The sequence below is a fragment of the Flavobacterium sp. genome, from assembly GCF_049318185.1.
Taxonomy (GTDB): domain Bacteria; phylum Bacteroidota; class Bacteroidia; order Flavobacteriales; family Flavobacteriaceae; genus Flavobacterium.
This window is the reverse complement of sequence record NZ_JBMOGV010000120.1, coordinates 1-6,068: the sequence shown is the minus strand read 5'-3', so window position 1 is coordinate 6,068 and position 6,068 is coordinate 1. Positions and strand designations below refer to the sequence as shown.

Annotated in this window: 4 protein-coding genes, 1 pseudogene and 1 riboswitch; of the genes and pseudogenes, 4 read left to right on the top strand and 1 reads right to left on the bottom strand. The window is 34.7% G+C overall.

Features of this window, described 5'->3' with window-relative positions; genetic code table 11:
• Positions 1–416, top strand: a pseudogene (locus ACOYLT_RS09765) (TonB-dependent receptor); the annotation flags it as partial.
• A gap of 52 nt (positions 417–468) precedes the next feature.
• Here the strand turns inward: ACOYLT_RS09765 and metK are convergent.
• Positions 469–1,719, bottom strand: coding sequence for a methionine adenosyltransferase (metK, locus tag ACOYLT_RS09760; RefSeq protein ID WP_422853666.1), 1,251 nt, complete (start codon positions 1,717–1,719; stop codon positions 469–471).
• Between the two features lie 319 nt (positions 1,720–2,038).
• Positions 2,039–2,156: riboswitch (SAM riboswitch) on the top strand.
• A gap of 70 nt (positions 2,157–2,226) precedes the next feature.
• Between metK and ACOYLT_RS09755 the strand changes: the two genes are divergently transcribed.
• The 3 genes from ACOYLT_RS09755 to metH all read left to right on the top strand — a co-directional run.
• Positions 2,227–3,204 carry a homocysteine S-methyltransferase family protein gene (locus tag ACOYLT_RS09755; protein ID WP_422853665.1) on the top strand — a complete coding sequence of 326 codons (978 nt, stop codon included), beginning with the start codon at positions 2,227–2,229 and terminating at the stop codon, positions 3,202–3,204.
• 82 nt (positions 3,205–3,286) lie between these two features.
• Complete coding sequence (locus tag ACOYLT_RS09750) at positions 3,287–3,640, top strand: four helix bundle protein (protein ID WP_422853664.1); 354 nt, start codon at positions 3,287–3,289, stop codon at positions 3,638–3,640.
• 2 nt (positions 3,641–3,642) lie between these two features.
• Positions 3,643–6,068, top strand: a 2,426-nt coding sequence (metH, locus tag ACOYLT_RS09745; protein ID WP_422853663.1) for a methionine synthase, incomplete at its 3' end; no start/stop codon positions are given.

The following is a 6,068-nucleotide window of genomic DNA, read 5'->3' as shown; positions in this document are numbered from 1 at the left end:
AAAGTTTTACTCAAAATTACAGAATAGGCGCTTCTACTAATTTTAAAGACATTCCCAATATTGAATTGTCCTATAATTATACGGTTAATCAATATCCAAATGATACTTTTTATACGGATAGTCCATCGGTTAAATTGGATTATTTCTTCTTGAAAAGTTTCTCCTTTGTTTCTGAGTATGAGTTTTTTCATTATTATAACAATGATAAAACCGTGGATCAAGAATATGACTTTCTATCTGCAAGTTTAACTTATCAAAAAACAAAAGCCAGTCACATGGAATATAAAATAGCGGCTACTAATATTTTGAACACCACTTCAATTAACGATGATAATTTCTCTCAGTTTTCTACTAGAAATTCTCAATATCAAGTACAGCCGAGATATATAATTTTTAGTTTAAAATATAATTTGTAAACTAAAAAATCCTGCAATTGCAGGATTTTTTTATGAGTAAGCGTCTCGGATTTTACAATCCAAAAGCTGCTTTTACTTTATCTACAAAATCTAATTTCTCCCAAGTAAATAAATCTACAGTTACTGTTTTTGGAGCTCCATTTGGCAATTGGAAAGTTTTTGTAACCGTCTCGGGAGTTCTTCCCATGTGGCCGTAAGCAGCAGTTTCACTGTAAATAGGATTTCTCAATTTTAATCGTTGTTCAATGAAGTATGGACGCATATCAAAAATCGCCTCCACTTTTTTACTAATTTCTCCATCAGTTAAATTCACTTTTGAAGTACCATAAGTAACTACATTAATTGAAGTTGGTTTTGCCACACCAATAGCATAAGAAACCTGCACTAAAACTTCATCACATAATCCTGCAGCAACCAAGTTTTTTGCAATGTGACGGGTTGCATAAGCAGCGGAACGATCTACTTTTGATGGGTCTTTACCAGAGAATGCTCCTCCACCGTGCGCACCTTTTCCACCATAAGTATCCACAATAATTTTTCTTCCTGTTAAACCAGTATCTCCGTGTGGTCCTCCAATAACAAATTTTCCAGTTGGGTTGATATGATACGTAATATTATCATTAAATAAATGAGCATATTGAGGATATTTTGCTTTAATTCTTGGAATCAAAATACCTACTAAATCATTTTTAATTTTGGCTAACATTTCAGCTTCTGGTGCAAAATCATCATGTTGCGTAGAGATTACAATAGCGTCAATTCTTTGTGGTTTATTATCATCAGAATATTCTAATGTAACTTGTGATTTTGCGTCAGGGCGAAGGTATTTGATTTCGTTGTTTTCTCTTCTTAAATTAGCCAATTCAATTAACAAAGCGTGTGACAAGTCCAGGGCTAATGGCATGTAATTTTCCGTTTCATTAGTTGCATAACCAAACATCATACCTTGGTCTCCTGCACCTTGCTCTTCTTTATTAGCCTTATCAACTCCTTGATTAATATCGGCTGATTGCTCATGAATTGCAGATAAAACACCACACGAATCAGCTTCAAACATATATTCACTTTTTGTATAACCAATTTTTCTAATTACTTCTCTTGCAATTTGTTGCACATCAAGATAGGTGTTCGATTTTACTTCTCCAGCAAGAATTACTTGACCAGTAGTTACCAATGTTTCACAAGCTACTTTTGACTCAGCATCAAATGCTAGAAAATTGTCGATTAATGCATCTGAAATTTGATCAGCTACTTTGTCTGGATGTCCTTCACTAACAGACTCCGACGTAAATAAATAAGCCATAACTATATATTTTAGTTTAAAATTAATATTATCGATAAAAAGAGGATTGCTTGGAAAGCTAAAGAAGAGTTTCTGCTTTAGCATTTTTTTATTCTGAACTTGTTTCAGAATCTCATAAAAGATTCAAGTTCGAATAGAGGTTGCAATCAGTACAAATTTTTCCTCTTAATTTCGAGTGCAAATGTATAAAATCAAATTGAATTGCAAATTATTATCTGTTTTTTTTATAATATCACTCTAGTTAAAAATTAAAATCAAAAAAAACTCTTGCAAATTAAAATTCTATGCCGTTACTTTGCACCGTTCATAAACTTATTGTTTGTTATCACGAAAGCTGGAGGGATTAGACCCGATGAAAGCTTAGCAACCCTTTGCCAAAAGAAGGTGCTACATTCTACCGAGTGCTGAACTTGTTTCAGTATCCGTACAGATAACCCTGAGAATTCTTCTCCCTTTCACGATAACATATAATTTAAACAACAACTTTCAATAGTTGTAACTATTTATATGTCAAAAATTCAAGAAGCTATTAAACATAGAATCCTCGTCCTCGATGGAGCGATGGGAACAATGCTACAACGCAATAATTTTTCTGAAGAAGATTTTCGTGGTGAACGGTTTAAAGATTTTCTTCATCCATTAAAAGGAAATAATGATTTACTTTCCATCACACAGCCCGAAGCTGTAAAACAAGTGCACCGATTGTATTTTGAAGCTGGCGCTGATATTGTGGAGACTAATACTTTTTCAGGAACTACAATTGGAATGGCAGATTACCATCTCGAAGATTTGGTTTACGAACTAAACTACGAATCAGCTAAAATTGCTCGCGAAGTGGCAGATGAATTTAAAGACAAAAAACGCTTTGTAGCAGGTTCCATTGGACCAACAAACCGAACAGCATCTATGTCACCCGATGTAAATGATCCAGGATTTCGTGCGGTAACTTTTGATGATTTACGAATTGCCTACAAACAACAAGTAGAGGCTTTAATTGATGGAGGTTGTGATGTACTTTTAGTAGAAACAATCTTTGATACTTTAAACGCCAAAGCCGCATTATTCGCTATCGAAGAAGTAAAAGAAGAACGCAATCTTGACATTCCAGTTATGGTTTCAGGAACAATTACCGATGCTTCGGGAAGAACACTTTCTGGGCAAACGGTGGAAGCATTTTTAATTTCAATTCAGCATATTAATTTATTAAGTATAGGTTTCAATTGTGCTCTTGGAGCTGACCAACTAAAACCCTACTTAAAAAGATTGGCAATAAACACCCAACTCAATATATCCGCACATCCAAACGCTGGGTTACCTAATGCTTTTGGTCAATATGATCAAACGCCAGATGAAATGCAAGCATTAATAAAAGAATATTTACAAGATAATTTAGTTAATATTATAGGTGGTTGTTGTGGCACTACACCAGAGCATATAAAAGCTATTGCAGAAGTAGCGAGAGAGTTTAAACCGAGGAAAGTGTGAGGGTTGATAGTTGATAGTTACTGGTTGATAGATTGAAATCAAACACCTTTCAACTATCAACCAACAACTAAAAACAAAAAAGATGGAATATATAAAATTAGATGTTTGGGTTGAAACTAGGAAACTAGCTAATTTGATTTATGATGCAACTAAAGCTTTTCCTAAAGAAGAAATTTTTGGTTTGGTGAATCAAATGAGAAGATGTGCCGTTTCCGTTCCATCTAATATAGCAGAAGGTTGTGGTCGTCAAACAGCCAAGGACACGATTAATTTTTTGCATATTTCAAGAGGCTCTTTATATGAGTTAGAAACACAATGTTATTTAGCATTGGATCAAAAATATATTGATGAAAATAATTTTACTGTTATTTTTAGTCAAATTCAAAGTTGCAAAAAATTGCTCAATGGATTTATCAATTATTATAAGAACAAATAAAAATGAGTACAGATAGTTCCATCAACCATCAACCATCAACCATCAACCGATACTTAAAATTATCAGGATTAGAACCTCTAATAGTAACTCCCGAAACTAATTTTATTAATGTTGGTGAACGCACAAACGTAACTGGTTCACGCAAATTTCTTCGATTAATCAAAGAGGAGAAATATGACGAAGCACTTTCTGTCGCTCGTGAACAAGTAGAAGGTGGCGCACAAATCATCGATGTCAATATGGATGAAGGAATGTTGGATGGCGTGTATGCCATGACTAGATTCTTAAACCTAATTGCCGCTGAACCAGATATTGCTCGTGTTCCAGTGATGATTGACAGTTCCAAATGGGAAATCATCGAAGCTGGATTGAAAGTAGTACAAGGAAAAGGCGTAGTAAATTCCATCTCATTAAAAGAAGGTAAAGAAGCATTTATTCATCACGCTAAGTTGATTAAAAGATACGGTGCAGCGGTAATTGTCATGGCTTTTGATGAAAAAGGTCAAGCCGATAATTACGAAAGACGAATTGAAATCTGTAAAAGGAGTTATGAGATTTTGGTAAATGAAGTGCATTTTCCAGCAGAAGATATCATTTTCGACCCGAATATTTTCCCTGTTGCAACGGGAATGGAAGAACATAAATTAAACGCTTTAGATTTTTTCCGAGCTACTAAATGGATACGCGAAAATTTGCCATATGCTGGAATTTCAGGCGGAGTTAGTAACGTTTCGTTTTCTTTCCGTGGTAATGACAAAGTGCGTGAGGCGATGCACTCGGCGTTTTTATACCACGCGATTCAAAATGGAATGACAATGGGTATTGTAAATCCTGAAATGTTGGAGATTTACGATGAAATCGATCCCATTTTATTAGAACATGTAGAAGATGTGTTGTTGAATAGAAGAGAAGATGCTACCGAACGATTGTTGGATTTAGCCGAAAGTTTCAAAGGAGATTTCAAAGCGAATGAAAAAGCCATTCAAGAATGGAGAAATGATTCCATACAAGATAGATTAACATATTCATTGGTAAAAGGAATTGATGAATTCATAGAAATAGATGTAGAAGAAGCAAGGTTAAATTCTGAAAAAGCAATTGATGTCATCGAAATCAATTTGATGGCAGGAATGAATATTGTGGGAGATTTATTCGGAAGCGGAAAAATGTTTTTGCCCCAAGTAGTAAAATCGGCAAGAGTTATGAAGAAAGCAGTCGCCTATTTATTGCCATTCATCGAAGCGCAAAAAGACGGAAAATCTTCTTCTGCTGGAAAAGTATTAATGGCAACAGTAAAAGGCGATGTTCACGATATCGGTAAAAATATTGTAGCCGTAGTTTTAGGTTGTAACAATTTTGAAATTATTGATTTGGGCGTAATGGTGCCACCAGAAAAAATTATTCAAGCGGCAATTGAGCATAATGTTGACATTATCGGTTTAAGCGGATTGATAACACCATCCTTAGACGAAATGGTTTATTTGGCCAAAGAAATGGATAAACTTAATATCAAAATCCCAATTATGATTGGTGGGGCAACAACTTCTCGTGCTCATACCGCTGTGAAAATTGCACCCGAATACAAAGAAACTGTAGTTCATGTAAACGATGCTTCGCGCGCCGTGACTGTTGCTAGTAATTTATTGCAAAATGAAACTAAAGTAGGTTACGTCAAATCCATTCGGGAAGAATATGACAAGTTGCGTGAAGGATATTTAAATAGAAGTCGAGATAAAAATTTCCTTTCAATTGAAGAAGCGCGTAAAAATAAATTGCAATTAGATTGGGATAATTTCACACCAGTAAAACCCAATTTTATCGGAACAATAACCGTTGAAGTGGAACTTTCTGAATTAGTTGATTTCATCGATTGGACGCCGTTCTTTCAATCGTGGGAATTACATGGTAAATATCCTGCAATTTTAACTGATGAGGTTGTTGGCGAACAAGCCACCAATTTGTTTGAAGATGCTCAAAAAATGTTAAGCCAAATCGTTTCAGAAAAATGGTTAACTGCGAAAGGAATTCTAGGGATATTTTCAGCAAATACTGTAAATGATGATGATATTGATGTTCAACTTCCAGCTTCCAGCTTCCAACTTCTAACTTTAAGACAACAATCTCAAAAAACTGCAGGCGCTCCAAATATTGCATTAGCTGATTTTATTGCACCAAAAGACAGCGGTAAAAAAGATTATATAGGATGTTTTTGTGTAACAACAGGTTTTGGAGTAGATGAAAAAGCATTAGCATTTGAAAAACAATTAGACGATTACAATTCCATTTTAGTAAAAGCTTTGGGCGACAGATTGGCTGAAGCATTTGCTGAATATTTGCATTTAAAAGTACGAAAGGAAATTTGGGGTTATGCCTCTGATGAAAGTTTGTCGAATCAGGATTTGATTAATGAAGAATACAAAGGAATTCG